Annotated in this window: 19 protein-coding genes; 6 read left to right on the top strand and 13 right to left on the bottom strand. The window is 57.9% G+C overall.

Annotation, left to right across the window (positions count from 1 at the left end):
* Positions 1 to 65 precede the first annotated feature (65 nt).
* Both AC2FLP_RS13025 and AC2FLP_RS13020 read left to right on the top strand, forming a co-directional pair.
* Positions 66 to 701: a hypothetical protein gene (locus AC2FLP_RS13025; protein WP_496684022.1), complete on the top strand. Its 636-nt coding sequence runs from the start codon at positions 66 to 68 to the stop codon at positions 699 to 701.
* 66 nt (positions 702 to 767) lie between these two features.
* Positions 768 to 1,640 (top strand): S-methyl-5'-thioadenosine phosphorylase, encoded by an 873-nt coding sequence (locus tag AC2FLP_RS13020; protein WP_496684025.1) that lies wholly within the window; start codon positions 768 to 770, stop codon positions 1,638 to 1,640.
* 37 nt (positions 1,641 to 1,677) lie between these two features.
* Here the strand turns inward: AC2FLP_RS13020 and AC2FLP_RS13015 are convergent, their stop codons facing one another.
* Positions 1,678 to 2,343, bottom strand: coding sequence for a hypothetical protein (locus AC2FLP_RS13015; RefSeq protein ID WP_117869696.1), 666 nt, complete (start codon positions 2,341 to 2,343; stop codon positions 1,678 to 1,680).
* A gap of 355 nt (positions 2,344 to 2,698) precedes the next feature.
* Between AC2FLP_RS13015 and AC2FLP_RS13010 the strand changes: the two genes are divergently transcribed.
* Positions 2,699 to 3,328 (top strand): LysE family translocator, encoded by a 630-nt coding sequence (locus tag AC2FLP_RS13010; RefSeq protein WP_496684028.1) that lies wholly within the window; start codon positions 2,699 to 2,701, stop codon positions 3,326 to 3,328.
* 7 nt (positions 3,329 to 3,335) lie between these two features.
* Here the strand turns inward: AC2FLP_RS13010 and AC2FLP_RS13005 are convergent, their stop codons facing one another.
* Positions 3,336 to 3,515, bottom strand: coding sequence for a hypothetical protein (locus AC2FLP_RS13005; protein WP_496673857.1), 180 nt, complete (start codon positions 3,513 to 3,515; stop codon positions 3,336 to 3,338).
* A 435-nt stretch (positions 3,516 to 3,950) separates the two neighbouring features.
* Here AC2FLP_RS13005 and AC2FLP_RS13000 point away from each other — a divergent pair, with 435 nt between their 5' ends.
* Together AC2FLP_RS13000 and AC2FLP_RS12995 are read left to right on the top strand one after the other, a co-directional pair.
* A complete protein-coding gene (locus AC2FLP_RS13000) occupies positions 3,951 to 4,490 on the top strand; it encodes an adenine phosphoribosyltransferase (protein WP_117869699.1) in 540 nt (179 codons plus the stop codon).
* Between the two features lie 170 nt (positions 4,491 to 4,660).
* A complete protein-coding gene (locus AC2FLP_RS12995) occupies positions 4,661 to 5,143 on the top strand; it encodes a fasciclin domain-containing protein (RefSeq protein WP_117869700.1) in 483 nt (160 codons plus the stop codon).
* A 36-nt stretch (positions 5,144 to 5,179) separates the two neighbouring features.
* On the opposite strand, the gene AC2FLP_RS12990 is transcribed toward AC2FLP_RS12995, so the two are convergent.
* The 11 genes from AC2FLP_RS12990 to coxB form a co-directional block, all read right to left on the bottom strand.
* Positions 5,180 to 6,595 (bottom strand): FAD-binding oxidoreductase, encoded by a 1,416-nt coding sequence (locus AC2FLP_RS12990; RefSeq protein ID WP_496684033.1) that lies wholly within the window; start codon positions 6,593 to 6,595, stop codon positions 5,180 to 5,182.
* A 38-nt stretch (positions 6,596 to 6,633) separates the two neighbouring features.
* Positions 6,634 to 7,452 carry an MBL fold metallo-hydrolase gene (locus AC2FLP_RS12985; protein ID WP_496684132.1) on the bottom strand — a complete coding sequence of 273 codons (819 nt, stop codon included), beginning with the start codon at positions 7,450 to 7,452 and terminating at the stop codon, positions 6,634 to 6,636.
* A gap of 106 nt (positions 7,453 to 7,558) precedes the next feature.
* Positions 7,559 to 8,143 (bottom strand): GNAT family N-acetyltransferase, encoded by a 585-nt coding sequence (locus AC2FLP_RS12980; RefSeq protein ID WP_117869702.1) that lies wholly within the window; start codon positions 8,141 to 8,143, stop codon positions 7,559 to 7,561.
* The gene (locus tag AC2FLP_RS12975; RefSeq protein ID WP_299898614.1) at positions 8,143 to 9,405 is read right to left on the bottom strand and encodes a M16 family metallopeptidase; all 1,263 of its coding nucleotides are present in this window, start codon (positions 9,403 to 9,405) and stop codon (positions 8,143 to 8,145) included. The genes AC2FLP_RS12980 and AC2FLP_RS12975 overlap by 1 nt, the downstream gene beginning before the upstream one ends.
* Complete coding sequence (thrC, locus tag AC2FLP_RS12970; RefSeq protein ID WP_496684036.1) at positions 9,402 to 10,790, bottom strand: threonine synthase; 1,389 nt, start codon at positions 10,788 to 10,790, stop codon at positions 9,402 to 9,404. The genes AC2FLP_RS12975 and thrC overlap by 4 nt, the downstream gene beginning before the upstream one ends.
* Positions 10,787 to 11,464 (bottom strand): SURF1 family protein, encoded by a 678-nt coding sequence (locus AC2FLP_RS12965; protein WP_299898610.1) that lies wholly within the window; start codon positions 11,462 to 11,464, stop codon positions 10,787 to 10,789. The genes thrC and AC2FLP_RS12965 overlap by 4 nt, the downstream gene beginning before the upstream one ends.
* Positions 11,465 to 11,620: 156 nt before the next feature.
* Positions 11,621 to 12,436 (bottom strand): cytochrome c oxidase subunit 3, encoded by an 816-nt coding sequence (locus tag AC2FLP_RS12960; protein WP_117869706.1) that lies wholly within the window; start codon positions 12,434 to 12,436, stop codon positions 11,621 to 11,623.
* A 22-nt stretch (positions 12,437 to 12,458) separates the two neighbouring features.
* Positions 12,459 to 13,034 carry a cytochrome c oxidase assembly protein gene (locus AC2FLP_RS12955; RefSeq protein ID WP_299898608.1) on the bottom strand — a complete coding sequence of 192 codons (576 nt, stop codon included), beginning with the start codon at positions 13,032 to 13,034 and terminating at the stop codon, positions 12,459 to 12,461.
* A complete protein-coding gene (locus tag AC2FLP_RS12950) occupies positions 13,034 to 13,195 on the bottom strand; it encodes a cytochrome c oxidase system small membrane protein (RefSeq protein ID WP_162896804.1) in 162 nt (53 codons plus the stop codon). The genes AC2FLP_RS12955 and AC2FLP_RS12950 overlap by 1 nt, the downstream gene beginning before the upstream one ends.
* On the bottom strand, positions 13,192 to 14,142 hold the full coding sequence (cyoE, locus tag AC2FLP_RS12945; RefSeq protein WP_299898605.1) for a heme o synthase: 951 nt from the start codon (positions 14,140 to 14,142) through the stop codon (positions 13,192 to 13,194). Before cyoE ends, AC2FLP_RS12950 begins: the two co-directional genes overlap by 4 nt.
* A gap of 87 nt (positions 14,143 to 14,229) precedes the next feature.
* The gene (gene coxB, locus AC2FLP_RS12940; RefSeq protein WP_299898603.1) at positions 14,230 to 15,141 is read right to left on the bottom strand and encodes a cytochrome c oxidase subunit II; all 912 of its coding nucleotides are present in this window, start codon (positions 15,139 to 15,141) and stop codon (positions 14,230 to 14,232) included.
* A 176-nt stretch (positions 15,142 to 15,317) separates the two neighbouring features.
* On the opposite strand from coxB, the gene tldD reads away from it, so the two are divergent.
* A complete protein-coding gene (gene tldD / locus AC2FLP_RS12935; RefSeq protein WP_496684040.1) occupies positions 15,318 to 16,739 on the top strand; it encodes a metalloprotease TldD in 1,422 nt (473 codons plus the stop codon).
* The last annotated feature ends 94 nt before the right edge of the window (positions 16,740 to 16,833 follow it).

The following is a 16,833-nucleotide window of genomic DNA, read 5'->3' as shown; positions in this document are numbered from 1 at the left end:
CGCGCGAAGGCGTTGTTGTAGCTGGCGCGCTGGCATTGAGCTACTGCACTACGTGGGATGCAGCCATGCGCATAATGCATATCTTGGGCTCGCGGCAAGTTGATTTGCGGGACCACGAAGAAGCCACCACATGTCAGATCATGCGTTGGATCATCCTCTTTCTCTTCTCAGCCCTTCCCGCCCTCGCGCAGGATTTGAATGGCAATGACACGGCAGGAAACTGGCGGGTGACGCATCACGAGATTTTCGGCATCTGGAATTCGATCTGTGACGAGCGCGAAGAAAACGGTGCGTTGCGACAGCGGTGCTACATCCGACGGGCAGAAGTGTTTTCCCTTCGGCCAAAATTCGCGGCACAGTTCGTTTTCGTTACGCCGGAACCGGAAGGTTTCAAAGTTGAATTCGGGATAGAGCCGGGTACTTTCTTCACCCCATCCGGATTTCGCATCGACCAAGGCGAAGAAACCATATGGCGCACCCGGCGCCCCGGATGCTTGACCGGGCTTGGCTGTACCTTCGAAGACCAACGCGCCAAGGACGTGCTGGACGCCATGTTGACCGGAGATGCGTTCCGCTTCGTGTTCCGAGACCGACACGGGCAGTCACAGGATCTGACCTGGTCTCTGGGTGCGTTTGGCATAGCTTGGGCCGATTTCACCGGGCAATCACAACAGCGCAACCTGTTGGCGATACAGGAATAGGCCTCTTGTCAAATCCGGGCTGAACCCGCACAAATTCAACATCAGGTATTCAGGCGGAGCAGGACAGTGACCCAAACCAGGATAGCCGTCATCGGCGGATCAGGCATCTATGACATCGATGGGCTGGAGAACCCGGAGTGGGTAGAGGTTGAGACCCCATGGGGAACGCCGTCAGACCAGATCCTGACCGGATCGCTGGACGGTATCGAAATGGCCTTTCTGCCGCGTCATGGGCGCGGCCATGTGCATTCGCCGACAGATGTACCCTATCGCGCCAATATCGACGCGCTGAAACGATTGGGCGTGACGGACGTGATCTCGGTTTCGGCCTGCGGATCGTTCCGCGAACATATGGCACCGGGTGACTTCGTGATTGTCGATCAGTTCATCGATCGCACTTTTGCGCGGGAAAAGAGCTTCTTCGGAACTGGGTGCGTTGCCCATGTCAGCGTTGCCCATCCCACCTGCCCACGCCTGTCGGACGCATGCGAGACAGCGGGTAAGGCCGCCGGCATCACAATCCACCGGGGCGGCACCTATCTGGCGATGGAGGGCCCTCAGTTTTCCAGCCTTGCAGAATCCAGGATGTATCGCGAGCAATGGGGCTGTGACGTGATCGGCATGACCAACATGCCCGAGGCGAAACTCGCCCGAGAGGCCGAGCTGTGTTACGCGTCGATCGCGATGGTCACCGACTATGACAGCTGGCACCCGGACCATGGCGAGGTGGACGTGTCCACGATCATCGCCACCCTGACCGGCAATGCCGAAAAAGGCCGCGCACTGGTCAAGGGATTGCCCGCCCTACTGGGTTCCGAGCGCGCACCCTGCCCGCATGGCTGCGATCGGGCGCTGGAGTATGCGATCCTTACGGCCCCCGATAGTCGCAATGCGGCGCTGCTGGCCAAGCTGGACGCTGTGGCCGGGCGAATTCTATAAGACCGACTTGAGATAATCGGTCAGGGTCTCAATGACCTCAATGAATGCGAACGATGCCCCAATCGCCCTTTGAACGAGCTAGCCAGCCGACTTTCAGCACGGATTGAAGCGAGACAGGTTTTGGACATGCATCTTCGCAACCATCAAATACTACCGAAGTCTGAGACATTTGAACCATAACCTGTTTTTCGTCCGAAACCGGATCAAAGAAGATGGTTTCTACAAGAAAAACAGAGTAGTTGGGGTTCGCAGCGGTTTCCTCAACAAGAGACCTGCAGGTGCTTCTGAATGACATACCCTCGTGGGCACTCCAGAACCTTTTTTGGAATTCCCACTTGGCGCTCTCATCCGAGAACTTCATGGATTTTACGATTTTGTCACCGACGTAGTCGGTTACGGCATCCATGGCACCGTTCCAGCCGATTGCCACAAGGCTAAGGCTGGTGAAGGAAACATCTTCCGGGCCAGATTCGTTTCCCCCAACAAACAAATTACAGATCTTTGTGGGTCTAAATTTTCCGGTCGAATGATCCAAGGCATAAGCCGCACCAAGCACAGGCGCATGTAGTGAACCCTTCGGAACAACAAGTTTCTGGTATTGTAAATCCAGTTCATTCGCATTCAAAACAAGCGTTTTACCAGCGCCCATGATTGCCAGTGCGCCAGCAACAATGACAGCGTTGCGTAAACTGATAACAGACATCCCAAGCTCTCCGAACTAGTTTTGAGGTTTAGGGCAGCATAGCGACCCGCCGCAGTTGAAATACCCGTCCGGGCAGGCAGCGGTGGCAGTCGGCATCAGCAATACGCTCAACAAAAAAATTGAAACGACAAGTTTCATGACGAACCTCCTTATTAAATGACAATAAAAAAACGGCGTAATTATAGCACAAATTGAATATTTTGTCCCGAAACCCCCATAACACGAATAAGCGATTGACTAAATTTGTGATTCACGGGAAATGGGAGCTGGCTTACAGAACAATCTCCCGGCTCAAGCAGCTTGATCCCCGGGACTGATTCTCTCGTTCTCGGGCGATCTGATCAGGAATTTGACGATGCAACTCGATCTCTGGCTGGCCTTTGTTGCCGCATCCACCGCCCTGCTGCTCATTCCGGGGCCTACCGTGTTGTTGGTACTGAGTTACGCCTTATCCAAAGGGCGCAGTGTCGCCGTTGCCTCGGCCACGGGGGTTGCAGTGGGCGATCTTGTGGCCATGACCGCATCCTTGTTGGGACTGGGCGCACTTGTTCTGGCTTCGGCCTCGTTGTTTTCTGTTCTCAAATGGGTGGGCGCGGCCTATCTGGTCTGGCTTGGGGTCAAACTGTTGCGCAGCGCACCAGCCGGTGGATTGAGCACGGTCGACACCGGGCGGGATGTCACCGCACGCAGCGTGTTCGGCCACGCAGCGGCCGTCACTGCCCTGAACCCGAAATCCATCGCCTTCTTCATTGCCTTTGTGCCGCAGTTCATACGCCCTGCTGAACCGCTTGGACCTCAGTTCGTCATCCTGATTGCCACATTCGTCGGGCTGGCCTGGTTGAACGCGTTGGCCTACGCCCTTTTGGCAGACAGGTTGCGGCGGCTGATCGGGCGCGCCAGCGTCATTACGGCAATGACACGGTTTGGCGGTTTGACCTTGATCGGGATGGGTATGGCCACGGCGGTCCTGCGCCGACCGGCCTGACACCGCATCAGTCTTCGGCGTGTTCTTTCATGAATCCACGAATAAATCTGCGGATTTCGCGCGCGGCCGACGTGTCCAGTTCTTTGCAAAGCTCGACAAATGAGTCACGTTCGTCCCTGTCGAGGCGTAAGACCAACTGACTGTTTTTCTTGGTCGATCCTTTGCCATCCTTCCCGGCCACGCGCATTTTCCTAACGAAGCTTTGCTGCTATAGGCGATACTTTGTGTATACATAGCATAGTTGTTGTCGTTATCAGGCACATAACAATAATGATTGGAAATTGGCAATGAAGCTTCATGCCGTACAGGCAGTTTTTTCGCCGGAGCAAGGCAATTGAGTCAAACCGCACCCGGAGCCAAGGCCCATCGGATTGCAACCCAAACAGATTGCTCACTGTCCCCCCGGCAATCCGGGCGCTGGGGATATTTGGTCGAGCCGGCAGCAACAATATAAATGGGTCAGGCACCTATCGTGGTGACGGCCCAGGTTACGCCGGTTTTTTTGGCCTGCTCAAAGCTGCAACCTCACATTGACGCCAATCCTGCCAAGGAATTGTTCCTTGCATGGTCAATCCTCTTAGGCCAAACACAAAATTGCTGTTTGACGCAAAAAGGTTGGTCCATGTCCAGAAACAAATCTGTCAAAGATTATATCCGAACCATCGTCGATTTTCCTCACGAAGGGATCATGTTTCGCGATGTGACAACCCTGTTTGCCGACCCCCGCGGGTTTCGGATGGCGATTGACCAGATGCTGCACCCCTATGCAGGTGAGCGGATCGACAAAGTGGTCGGGCTTGAAGCACGAGGCTTTATTCTGGGCGGTGCGATCGCACATCAGTTGAGCGTCGGTTTTGTCCCGATCCGCAAGAAAGGCAAACTGCCCGGCACAACAATCAGCCAAGATTACAAGTTAGAATACGGAGAGGCGATCGTAGAGATCCATGACGATGCCATCCAACCCGGTGAAAAAATTCTGGTGGTCGACGATCTGCTGGCCACGGGCGGAACCGCAGCGGCAGGTATCAAGCTGATCGAACGGCTTGGGGGCGAAATCGTCTCGTGCGCCTTCATCATAGACCTGCCCGAGCTTGGCGGCTGTAAAGTGCTGGAGGAGATGGGCATGGACGTGCATGTCCTGTGCGAATTCGAAGGACTCTGACCAGGAGTTTTTCACAAAAACGTGACTGGAAACTGAAAACCGGGCAGGCTTAGCGCGGTTTTTGCGCCGATCAAGGCGCAAAACGGATCAATACAAGTGATCTTGTGGTCAGGTTGCCCCGTACCCTGGGTGATGCTGCTTGAAGCATTTCAACCTAGGGAGTTTAGCTCATGTTCCGCAAATTCGCCGCCGCCGGTGTCGCCTCGATCCTGTTTAGCACTGCTGCATTCGCCGATGGTCACGGCAAGGACATTGTTGACACAGCCGTCGCCGCTGGCAGCTTTGAAACACTCGTCGCGGCAGTTCAGGCCGCCGAACTGGTGGACACACTTAAAGGCGAAGGCCCGTTCACCGTGTTTGCCCCCACCGATGACGCGTTCGCGGCTTTGCCCGAAGGCACCGTCGAAAACTTGCTGAAGCCCGAAAACAAGGATCAGCTGGTAGCCATTCTGACCTACCATGTCGTGCCGGGCAAAGTGATGTCAGGTGATCTGAGCGATGACATGACGGCTGCAACCGTACAAGGCGGCGATATCACAATCGATCTGGATTCGGGTGTGATGGTGAATGACGCCAACGTGGTTCAGGCCGACATCGAAACCAAGAACGGCGTGATCCATGTGATCGACAAGGTGATCCTGCCTGCCTCGTAAGAAACAACCGGGCACGGTCCGACGCTCGGGCCGTGTTCACCCTTTCAGAACCGCGCCAGGGTTCATGATGCCCTGCGGATCCAATGCCGTTTTGATGGCCCGCATCGCGCCCAGCTTGGCCGGATCGCCATAGCGTTCCAGATCGCCGGTCTTGAGGCGCCCCACCCCATGTTCAGCACTGACTGATCCGTCAAAGGCGTCAACCAGATCATGTACGGCCCGCTTGATCGCGCCTCTTTGGCCCTCAAAATCCGATCGGTTCTGCCCTTTGGGCGGGAACACATTGTAATGCAGATTGCCGTCACCAAGATGGCCAAAGCAATTGATCCGGAAAGGCCCTAGACCCGCAATCAATTCTCTGCCTTCGCAAATGAAGTCGGGAATTCTGGAAATCGGGATGGAAATATCATGGCTCGACACCGACCCGATCAGACGATTGGCTTCGGGGATGCGTTCGCGCACCGCCCACAAATCGGCCCGCTGCGCTTCACTTTGGGCGATTACTCCGTCCTGAACCTGACCGAGTTCTTCAGCGCGAACGAAGAGTTCCTCCAGCGCGTCAAATGGTGACTGCCTGTCAGCCAGACCCAGCTCAATCAATACGCTCCACTCTGGCGGCGAGCGGAACGGTTGACGGACATCCGGCAGAACCTCGGCCAGAAAATCAAGCCCTTGCCGGTGGATCAACTCAAACGTGCTGACCGCCTCACCCACCTTGTCCCGGGCCAAAGCCAGCAGGTCGATCGCCGCTTCGGGAGAAGCCACCTGAAACACCGCTGTCCCAACGGCGGCCGGGCGGGGGAACAGCTTGAGCGATGCGGCAGTAATGATCCCCAGCGTCCCCTCGGCCCCGATCAGCAGATTGCGCAGGTCATAGCCGGTATTGTCCTTTCGCAGCCGGCTGAGGCCGTGCCAGATCTCGCCACTGGGCAACACCGCCTCAAGCCCCAGGCACAGGTCGCGCGCGTTGCCATACCGCAAAACGTTGACGCCCCCTGCATTGGTCGACAGGTTGCCCCCGATCCGGCAGGATCCCTGTGCCGCCAACGACAGAGGAAACAACCGGTTTAACGCCTCGGCTGCGGCCTGAACGTCTTGAAGAATGGCTCCGGCTTCGGCGACCAGAATGTTCTCGGTCGGGAAGACAGACCGGATGGCGGTCATCCGTTCCAACGAGATCAGCAATGGCGCCGGACCCTCTGACATCACTTGCCCGCCAACCAGACCGGTGCCGCCGCCATAAGGAACGATCGGGACCCTCGCTTGCGCAGCCAACTCTACCAGCACCGCCACGTCTTCGGTGTTGCGGGGCAAGGCCAGCAGACCGATCTGTCCGGCAAACCGCCCGCGCGGTTCTTCCAGGTACCGTTCTTCCACGGGGCGCATCACCCTATCGCCCAGTTTTGAACGGATCAATGCAGCAAAACGGTCATCAGCGGGGTTCAAATTCATACGCCTTCAATGCCCAAGCGATGCGGTTGCCGCAAGCCTTATTCAAGATCAATCAGATAGCGCGGCTCAAGCACCACAACCGTGGGGCGGCCCGGAAGGTCCCGCAGCGAGACGGTAATTTCCGACACCCCGTCGCGCTCAACCGGAAAAGTATCCCTGATATCCACCAGGAAGCGATCCAGCGAGAACTGCGAGAACCAGTGCATCGGAATGATGACTGAACTTTTCAGCCGTTTCAGAACCGCAATCATCTCGGGCAGAGGCATGGTGGTCCCGCCATCAACAGCAGCCATGACCACATCCAACCGGCCCAGCGCAGCGAACTGTTCATCCGACGGCACGTGATGCAAATGCCCCAGATGACCTATGCACAACCCCTCAACCTCGAACACAAAAATCGAATTGCCGCGTTCTTCGACTCGACCATAAACAGACCGGATGTCGGTTGAGACATTACGTACCAGCATCTCGTCCAGATCCAGATGATGCTCGATACCTTTCCCGAACTCTCCCCACCCCGGAAGAACATGCGGAATGGCCGGATCGGGATGTGCCGTCCAATGCGTGCCGTGGGCATGGTTCATCGTCACTACGTCTGGGATCAAATCTGCGCTGCCGATAAACCCGGTAAAGTCAGTCACCGCATTCAGCCCGCCGCGGGTCTGGATCATGAAAGAGGCATGCGCGATATAGCTGATCCGCACCGAGAACACTGGCACAGGATCCTGCCACGCTGCCTTGTGCAGATACTCAAGTCCGGGTGCCGCATCAGCAATGGCAATACAGTGGCTTGGCCGACGCTCCTGCGCAACGGCCCCGCCCGAAAACACCATAAATGCCGCAATCAACCAGCGCATAGTCCGAAGTGTAGCGCAGAACGCCCACAAGTCATGCCCCTTGTTCATCTGGCCCCAAATATCCCGGGGGAGGCGCGGCTTGCCGCGACGGGGCAGCGCCCCCATCCTATCCCGCGTCGGTTTTTCCGCGCCGGTCAGACCGCAGGCTGGCATACAGAACATGCGTCCGCCACCGGCCGTTGATTTGCAAATACGACTGCGCCACGCCCTCGTACTTGAAGGCTGAGCTTTCCAGCAATCCGCGCGACGCCCGGTTTTCCGGCAGGCAAGCGGCTTCAATCCGGCTCAGGTCCAATCGGGTAAAGGCATGGTGAACCATCGCGCCAATTGCTTCACGCATATACCCCTGTCGGGCAAAGGCCTGACCGGTCCAGTACCCCAATGTGCCCGCCTGCGCGGGACCGCGCCGAATGTTGTCCAGCGTGATGGCCCCAACCAACACGTCATCCTCGCGGCGAAACAAAAAAAGCGGAATGGCCGTCCCGGCCGCTACCGAACGTTGTGCCCAGTACACACGGTTGGTGAAGGACTTGCGGCTCAGGTGATCCTTGGCCCAGATCGGCTCCCATGGTGTCAGATAATCTTTCGAGGCCCGCCGCAACGCGGCCCAATCGTTGAAGTCGGAATGTACAGGCGGGCGCAAGCTGAGCCGCGCGGTCTCGAGTTTCAGCTTGCGTCTGCCCAACAGCATCACGCCGCCCGCCTCTCCTGCAATTCAGCCAGTGTCGGCGCGGCTGACACCGGACCGTACAGCGCCAGCGCCGCCGGTGCTTGCAGGGCCATTGTCTCAGCGAAGGCGCGCACATCCTCGATTCCTACGGCGTCGATCCTGCCAACGGTATCTTCCAATGGAGGCACCCGCCCCCAGATCTGCACAAGCCGCGCCAATCGTTCGGCCCGGTTCGACGGGCTTTCAAGCCCCATCAGCATCCCGGCCTTCATCTGCGCCCGGGCACGTGCCACTTCCTCGGCACTCATATCGTCGGCGGCGCGCTTCATCTCGTCGATGGTTATCGTGGCCAGTTCTGCAACCTGATCGGCAGAAGTACCTGCATAGATCGTGGTCGTCCCTGTGTCTGCATAAGCACCGGTTTGAGCAAATATCGTATAGCACAACCCGCGGGTCTCGCGCACTTCCTGGAACAAGCGCGAAGACATGCCCCCACCCAGAGCCGTCGAGTATACCTGTGCCGTATAGATCGCATCGTCACGATAGCCCGGGCTTTCCAGTGCAAGTGCGAAATGGGCCTGCTCCAGCTCTTTCTCCTGCCGTGCCTCACCACCGGTAAAGCGCGCAAGCTCGGCGATAAGCCCGGTTCGTGGTTGCAGATGACCAAACATCTCTTCGGCTATTTTCATAAGCTGATCGTGATCCACCGCGCCTGCCGCGGACAGGATCATCTGATCGGGACCATAATGCTCGGCTATGAAGCCAGAGAGGTCTTCTCGTGAAAACGCACTGACCCGCTCGGTCGGGCCGAGAATGGTGCGGCCCAAGGGTTGGTCGTGATAGCTCTGCTCCTGCAACCAGTCAAAGATCACATCGTCGGGCGTGTCATAGGCCTGACCAATTTCCTGCAGGATCACACCACGCTCGACCTCGATCTCCCGCGGGTCAAACACCGGGTTCAGAACGATGTCGCCGATCACGTCCATTGCCAGCGCCACGTCGTCCTTCAGGACACGCGCGTAATAGGCCGTGACCTCGCGCGAGGTATAGGCGTTGATGTAACCGCCCACATCCTCGATCGCTTCGGCGATTTGCAGCGCCGATCGCCGCTCGGTTCCCTTGAACGCCATGTGCTCAAGGAAATGCGCGATGCCGTTCTGTTCGATCCGCTCATGCCGCCCACCGGCGGTCACCCAGATGCCGATGGCCGCAGATTGCAGCCCCGGCATGTGTTCACTGACGATACGAAAGCCGTTCTTCAGTTGGTCTTGTCTGACAGTCACTCGGCGATGTGCCCTTTAATATGATCCTCGATGGCGCCCAGATCGTTGGCGATGCGGGTCACCCGTTCCGGACGTTCATACAGATCAGACATGCGGGATGGAAGAGGCGGATGCACGTCGCTTGCCTTCTCGACCGCTGCCGGGAATTTTGCAGGGTGCGCGGTGGCCAGTGTGATCATCGGAACGTCGGTCGAGCGATGCTCTTCTGCAACCTTGATGCCCACGGCGGTATGCGGGCAAACCAGTTCCGCACTATGGGTCAGAGTGGACTTGATTGTCGCCAGCGTCTCTTCTTCAGAGACACGGTCCGAGTCAAAGCTCTCGCGCAGCGCTTCCATCGCGCCCTGGCTGACATTGAAGCCGCCGTTCTTCAGTTCATCCATCAACTGCGCGACAGCCCCGCCATCCTCACCATAAGCATAGTAAAGCGCACGCTCAAAGTTCGAACTGACCTGAATATCCATCGACGGGCTGATCGAGGGGATGGTGTCGCCCTTGAAGTACCCCTCGCCCGACAGGCAACGGTGCAGAATGTCGTTCTGATTGGTTGCGACAACCAGACGGTCAATTGGCAGGCCCATGCGCTTGGCAAGGTAGCCCGCGAAGATGTCACCGAAATTGCCGGTCGGCACCGTAAAGCTGACCTTGCGATGCGGTGCGCCGAGGCTGACAGCAGCGGAGAAGTAGTAGACGATCTGCGCCAGAACACGGGCAAAGTTGATCGAATTCACGCCAGCCAGCTTCACGCCGTCGCGGAAGTCGAAATCGTTGAACATGTCCTTCAGCGCGGCCTGACAATCGTCGAAGTCGCCGTCCACGGCAAGAGCATGAACATTGCTGTCCGCAGGCGTCGTCATCTGGCGACGCTGCACCTCGGACACGCGGCCATGCGGGAACAGGATGAACACATCCACAGAATCCAGCCCCCGGAATGCCTCGATCGCGGCCGAGCCGGTGTCACCGCTGGTCGCGCCGACGATGGTCACGCGGTCCGCGCGCCGTTTCAGTGCCACCTGAAACAGCTGGCCGATCAACTGCATCGCAAAGTCCTTGAACGCCAGCGTGGGCCCATGGAACAGTTCCAGCAGAAAATGGTTCTCGTTCAATTGCTTCAACGGCGCGCGGGCATCGTGGCCGAAGCCTTCATAGGCGCGGGCGATGATCTGCTTGAACTCATCCTCGGCAAAGGACCCGCTGACATAAGGCCACATCACCCGGAATGCGATTTCTTCATAGGGCAGACCAGCAAGCGCCGCGATCTCGTCATGGCTCATCACGGGGATCTCGGCGGGCAGATACAAACCACCATCGCGGGCCAATCCGGTCAGCATCGCCTCTTCAAAGGTCAGTTCTGGCGCTTGGCCACGGGTCGAGATGTATTTCATTGCTCTTCTCTCTCAGAAGGGGCGCGATTGCGCCACAGGAAATAACCGGTCATCACAGCCCAGACCAGAGCCAAGCCAAACCAGGTGATTGCATATTGCAGGTGATCGTTTGGAATTCCCGCCGTATCTACCGGCAAAGGCGTCACGTTCGGGTCGGTCTCAGACCGCGCGATCAGCAGCACCGGCTCGGTCCCCAGAGCGGTGGCCAGATTTGGCACGTCGCGGGCAAACCAGATATTTTCATGGATATCGGGTTCAGGCGTGTAACTGTCGACTTCATCCGGCCAGTGCAGGTTGCCGGTGATCTCCATCGGGCCGGTCAGACGCGGTGCCTGCTTGGCCGTTGTCGGTACAAAACCCCGATCCACCAGAATAGTTCGGCCCTCGGTGCTGAACGACTGGATGATCCGATACCCTGCCCCGACCTGTTTGACCGAAACAAGAACATGGATTTCGCCCGGTTCCATCTCACCCGCAACCGTTACCGGACGGTATTTGTCAGTGTCCTCTGAAACCTGCCGAGGCAAGGCGATGGGTGCGGCTGAGATTCGGCTTTCGATCTCGGCCAGCACCTCCTGCTTCCAGGCCAGACGCTGAAGCTGCCAGATGCCCAGCGACAGCAGCGCGCCCAAACCGGCAAGGCCGAAGATCAGCAGGAACAGAATGCGGCGCATGTCAGGGTCAAACCTCGTTTCAGGAACCGGCGTCTTGTTAAGGGGCGTGTGGGCCAAATTGCAACCACGCAATTGTATGGGGCGCAATCTTGCGCCCGGAATAGAGAAAAAGCCGCCCCAAGGGGCGGCTTTTGCAATTGAACCAGCTGACCGGGCTTACATCAGCGGGGCCTGTCCCCAGATGTAGACCGCGAAAAACAGGAACAGCCAGACAACGTCAACGAAGTGCCAGTACCAGGCTGCCGCCTCGAACCCGACATGCTTTTCAGGTGTGAAGTCACCCTTGAGGGCCCGGATCAGGCAGACCGACAGGAAGATGGTTCCGATAACGACATGGAAACCATGGAAGCCGGTCGCCATGAAGAAGTTCGAATAGAACTGATCATCGCCAAACTTCCAGCCTTCATGGGCCAGCAGCTCATAATACTCGAACGCCTGCAACCCGGTAAAGGCGATGCCCAGAACGATACCGATGGCCAGACCGTTGATCAGCGCCTTGCGGTCATTGTCATGCACCAGCGCGTGGTGCGCCCAGGTGATTGCACAGCCTGACAGCAACAGGACCAGAGTGTTGATCAGAGGCAGGTGGAACGGGTCAACCGCGTGGATGTCCGGCTGGATGTATTCGGTGCCGGCATAGTCGTACATCGGGTACATACGATGTTTGAAGAACGACCAGAACCAGGCAAAGAAGAACATCACCTCGGACATGACGAACAGGATGAAACCGTAACGCAGACCGATGCGAACGACAGGAGTGTGATCCCCCTGGCGGCTCTCGACAACAACTTCGGACCACCATGCGAACATGGTGTAGAGAACTGCGACCAGACCGGCCCAGAACATCCACGGCGTCACGCCGTGCATCCAAAGGACTGCTCCGAACAACATCACAAAGCCGCCGACAGCTCCGATCAGAGGCCAGATCGACGGGGCCAGAATGTGATAATCATGGTTTTTAGCGTGTGCCATCAGCGTCCCTCACCTACAGGCGTTAGTTCGTGTTTGTTTCTGCCTGCGCTTCAAGGGCGGCATAGCCCTCTGGCAGGTCAATTTCGTAGAATGTATACGACAGCGTGATCGTATGAACATACTTTGCTTCAAGATCTTCGACCATTTCAGGATCGACAAAGAAGGTTACCGGCATCTCTACACGTTCGCCGGGTTGCAGTACCTGCTCTTCAAAGCAGAAGCAGGCAATCTTTTGAAAGTACCCGCCTGCCGAATAGGGCGCCACATTGTATGAGGCCTGCCCTGCAATCGGACGATCCGTTGGATTGTAGGCCTCATAGAAGGCCAGCCCGGTCTCGCCGATGCGTACTTCCATCTCGCGGACGACGGGCTTGAATTCCCAGGCCATGTCTTTGGCCTTGGATGCGTCAAACCGTATGGTGACAGTGCGGTCCAGAACTTCTTCGGGGGCGGCTTCGGCAACACCCGTGGTGCCGCCAAATCCGGTAACGCGGCAGAACCAGTCGTAGAACGGTACCGATGCCCAGGCCAGACTGCCCATCAGGACAACCACACCCACGGTTTGGGCAACAGTTTTCTGAGGACCAGACAGCGCCATCAGTTCTGAACCTCTTGCGTGGCCATGTTGAAATCAGTACCCGACACCTTCACGATGGTCAGGCCAAAGATGATCACGATAAAGGCAGCCAGCGTCAGTCCAACGCCCAGATTGCGGCTGAACCGTCGCTGATGCAGTTCATGGCTTTTGCGCAGGCTCATGACCATCCTCCCAAACCATAGGGCTTCAGCAAGGCTTCGGCCAGAATAGCGCCGAAATGCAGGAAGAGGTAGAGCAGCGAAAGTTTGAAAAAGCTGCGTTCGACCTTGAAGTTGTCGGCCTCCGAGTCATCCTCGGTCCGACGCGAAATTTGCCAGGCGCCGCGCAGGAACAACGCGTTCAACACCAGAGCCACGGTCAGGTAGATGGGACCGCCGATGCCAGAAAACGCGGTTCCTACCGCCAGAATCGCCAGCAAGCCCGTATAGACCAAAATATGTACACGCGTCGCACGGCGGCCGTGTGTCACGGTCAGCATGGGCACGCCCGCATCGTCATAGTCCGAGCGCATGAACAGGGCCAGTGCCCAGAAATGCGGCGGCGTCCACATGAAGGTCAGGGCAAACATCAGCCAGGGCTCAACCGCCATGGATCCGGTCGCAGCCACCCAGCCGATCACCGGAGGGAAAGCGCCAGCCGCACCACCGATCACGATGTTCTGCGGCGTCGAGCGCTTCAGCCACATCGTGTAGACAGCGACATAGAAAAAGATTGTGAAGCCCAGGAACGCTCCCGCAAACCAGTTGGTCGCAAGGCCCAGCATGATCACCGACAGGCCCGACAGGGTCAGGCCAATGGCCATCGCCTCACCCTCTTCCACCTTGCCGGAGGGGATCGGGCGACCTTTGGTGCGTTTCATGACCTTGTCGATATCCGCATCCCACCACATGTTCAGCGCACCGGATGCGCCGCCACCTATGGCGATGAACAGAATGGCGCAGAATCCGACAAAGGGATGGACCGGAACCGGGGCCGCCAGCAGACCGACCAGCGCCGTAAACACGACCAGAGACATCACGCGCGGCTTGAGCAGGGCGAAGTAATCGCCAAAGCTGGCCTCGTCCGCGTGGGCGGTCGCTGTGCTGGCATTGATGCTTGCGTCGGTCATCTCGGGTCCTTTTGGGGCGAAAGCTGTGCGGTCAGCCCGCACAGCCTGCATTTCGTGTCAGGCAGGTTTAACCCGCCCTCAGCGTGCTCAGTTCGAAGCAACCTGATAGTTTTGCGGCAGACCTGCATATTCTTCGATCGCGCCTTGCAGCCACTGGTCATAAGCTTCCTGGCTGACGACTTTGACGGTGATCGGCATATAAGCGTGGTCTTTGCCGCAGAGTTCCGAGCACTGACCAAAGTAGATGCCTTCTTTCTCGGCCTCGAACCACAGTTCTGCCAGACGTCCGGGCACGCCATCCTGCTTCACGCCGAAGGACGGGATGGTCCAGGAGTGGATCACGTCAGACGCGGTAACCTGCATCACGACAACCTTGCCAACCGGAACGACCACGGCGGTATCGGTGGCCAACAGCCATTCGTCATCGCTGTAACCAGCATCTGCCAGCTTCGCGCGCATAGCGTCATCCAGAACAAACGGGGTCACGTCCGCGTCAGCGGGGCGCGCGCCCTCATCCAGAGTGGCGGGATGACCCAGCAGGTAGCTGTCGAACGCGAAATCGTGATCGACATATTCATAGGTCCAGTACCACTGGTTGCCGACGACTTTGATGGTGATATCGCCTTCAGGTATTTCCTGCTGTTTGAACAGAACCGGCAGCGAAAACGCACCGATGAAGACCAGAATCAGGATGGGGCCAAGGGTCCACGCAATCTCAACCGGGGTGTAGTGCGAAAACCGTGCCGGCTTGGGGTTAACACGTTCGTTGTAGCGCACGATGCAGTAAACCAGCAGACCGGCTACCAACAGGCAGATTACGGTGATAATCACCAGAATCATGCCGTCCAGACGCTGAATTCCTGTGGCAAGGCTGGTGGCCGCGGGTTGAAAACCCATACCGCCGTCAACCGGCTTGCCAATAATCTCAAGCTCCTGAGCCATGGCTGGAAGGCTGGAGAGGGCTGTCATAAACCCTGAAAGCATCAAAGCATTCTTCATGTTCTGTCCTGATCGTTTGATCTTTGCGTCCCTGGCGAAAAGGTGTGAATCGGTCGCACCTCTCCCGTTGTCTTTGGCCGCGTTAAAAACCATATTCCGTCGGGTAGATAAAGCAAAATGCTTGCGTCAAACAGACGCTATTTTTGATCTGGATCAAACCCGAAAGGTCCCAACCCATGTCCGACGCCCAGTTTCGCCCCTTTGAAAGCGCTCTTCCGCACGATGAAGCGCTTGCCATATTGCGCTCGGCAACGGATGGCGCCGAGGATGGAGAGCTGTTTGTCGAGCGACGAAAATCCGAGTCCCTCGTGTTCGATGACGGACGTCTGCGCACCGCGTCTTATGATGCGTCGGAAGGGTTCGGACTGCGCGCCGTACAAGGTGAAGTGGCTGGATATGCGCATTCAACTGACGTTTCCATTCCTGCCCTGAAACGGGCGGCGGAAACCGCAAGACTGGCTGTAGGGGATGGCGGCGGGGTTTTGGCGGATGCTCCGCGTTCCACCAACACGCGTCTCTATACGGACGAAGACCCAATTGAATCTGCCGCGTTCCCGGTCAAGATCGAGACACTGCGTGAGATAGACGCCTTCGCGCGCGATCTGGACCCGCGTGTTGTTCAGGTCAGCGCCACGATCGCGGCGGCTGTGCAAGAGGTCGAGATCCTGCGTCCGGATGGTGTGATGGTCCGCGATGTGCGCCCCATGACCCGTGTGAATGTCTCGGTGATTGTCGAGCAGAACGGCCGCCGCGAAAGCGGATCCGCCGGTGGCGGCGGTCGGGTTGGCCTGAGCGGGTTGATTGATCCCGCCGACTGGCAGGCCAAGGCACGCGAAGCGCTGCGCATTGCGCTGGTCAACCTGGACGCCGTTCCCGCGCCAGCCGGCGTCATGGAAGTCGCGCTTGGCCCCGGCTGGCCTGGCATCCTGTTGCACGAGGCAATAGGCCATGGTCTGGAAGGTGATTTCAACCGCAAGGGCAGCTCGGCCTTTGCCGGATTGATGGGGCAGCAGATTGCCTCGAAAGGTGTGACCGTGGTGGATGACGGTACGATTGCTGATCGCCGCGGCTCGATCAGCGTGGATGATGAGGGCACGCCCAGCGCACGCACGGTGCTGATCGAAGACGGCATCCTGACCGGCTACATGCAGGACCGCCAGAACGCTCGCTTGATGGGTGTTGCGCCCACTGGCAACGGGCGGCGACAAAGCTATGCGTACAAACCCATGCCGCGCATGACCAATACGATCATGCTGGGGGGCGAGGCCGACCCGCAGGCTCTGGTAGCTGACATCAAGGACGGTATCTGGGCGGTTGGTTTCGGCGGAGGTCAGGTAGACATTACCAACGGCAAGTTCGTTTTCTCATGCACCGAGGCGTACCGCGTCGAAAACGGCAAAATCGGTGCACCGGTCAAAGGGGCCACGCTGATTGGTGACGGCCCTTCGGCCTTGAAACGGATCCGCGGCCTCGGCAACGATATGGCGCTGGACCCCGGCATGGGAACCTGCGGCAAGGATGGGCAATGGGTGCCGGTAGGCGTTGGCCAGCCAACCGTCCTGATGGACGGGCTGACCGTCGGCGGCTCTGCAGCCTGAGTCGAACCCAGGATGCAGAAAGAGGCGCAGGGTTAACCTTGCGCCTCTTTCATCATTAAACTTGCGTTTGGTGACAAAAAGCACCTCTTTCTGT

The sequence above is a fragment of the Ruegeria sp. CDSA141 genome (assembly GCF_059612005.1).
Note: the sequence above shows the minus strand (reverse complement) of the source record. Positions and strands in the feature narration are given on the sequence as shown.